Raw genomic sequence first — 1,038 nt, forward strand, 5'->3', positions numbered from 1 at the left:
GAACCGCTTAGCGGTTCCGCCGAACGGGCGCTGCTCTAGACCTGCCGCCTGGCCTCCTCGTCGCCGGCGAGGAAGGCGATGGCAGGGCCGAGGCGGTCCGCGGCGATGTCGGTGATCTCGAACGGGTTCAGGAAGACGTCCTGGCCCTCGACCGCGAAGCCCGGCGTCAGCCAGTCGAGTTCCAGCCTGCCGCGCGGCTGGGCCGAGCGGAGGGCGAGCGCCGCGACCAGCCGCGTCTCAAGGGCGGCGAAGCGGTCGGACTGGATGACGAGCAGATAGGGTCGCGAGCGGCCGCTGCGGGGGCTCGGGTTCCGATGGATGTCGAACTGCGCCACGGCGCCCTGCTACAGGCGCGACAGATCGTCGCCGAAGGTGCCCTGCTCGCGCGTCATGGCGTTCAGCGCATCCAGCGTGCGCGCAAGCCGCTCATCCTCGTCCCGCCTTCGCGCCTCTTCCCGCGCCACGAAGCCGGACAGCAGCTCCTCCACCGTCCCGCTGAGATTGCCGGTGCAGGCGCGGGCGCGCTGGACGAGATCCGCCGGCAGCGAGAGGTTCACCGCCTGGCGCTTCGCCTTGCCCTCATGGCCCATGGGAGCCTCCCTGCGCAGCCATGCGCACAAGCTGGGCCGCGGCCCCGCCTCACGCACGCGCCGCGCGCCGCGCCAGCCTCTCGCGCATGGCGGACCAGGCCGCCACGAAGCGCTCTGCCGCATCCTCCGGCGCGTTCCAGGGCAGCGAGACGCGGATGGCGCAGGCCGCATCCTCGCCGAGGCCCATCGCGGCCAGCACATGGCTGCGCCCCACCTTGCCCGAGGAACAGGCCGCCCCGGCCGAGACGCGCATCCCCGCCAGGTCCAGGGCGATCACCTGCGTTTCGGCCGGCACCCCTGGCAGGACCAGGCTGGTGGTGTTCGGCAGGCGCGGCGCGCCGGCGCCGGCGCCCCCCCCGCCCAGCGCCGCCCAGGCGGCCACGATAGCGGCGCCCCGCGCCCCCAGACCGGCCCCCCCCACGGGCCGCGCCGCCACCCACCCGCCCCC

The 1,038-nt window shown here is 75.0% G+C and carries 2 protein-coding genes and 1 pseudogene; all 3 read right to left on the minus strand.

Annotated elements, in window-relative coordinates:
* Positions 1 to 35 precede the first annotated feature (35 nt).
* Positions 36 to 335 carry a CcdB family protein gene (locus AC1MIR_RS05160; protein ID WP_480027119.1) on the minus strand — a complete coding sequence of 100 codons (300 nt, stop codon included), beginning with the start codon at positions 333 to 335 and terminating at the stop codon, positions 36 to 38.
* Between the two features lie 9 nt (positions 336 to 344).
* Positions 345 to 590, minus strand: a complete 246-nt coding sequence (locus AC1MIR_RS05165; RefSeq protein WP_480027120.1) for a type II toxin-antitoxin system CcdA family antitoxin — start codon at positions 588 to 590, stop codon at positions 345 to 347.
* Between the two features lie 49 nt (positions 591 to 639).
* Positions 640 to 1,038: pseudogene (locus AC1MIR_RS05170) on the minus strand (cysteine desulfurase); the annotation flags it as partial.

It is taken from the genome of Falsiroseomonas sp. RANM36, from assembly GCF_056682175.1.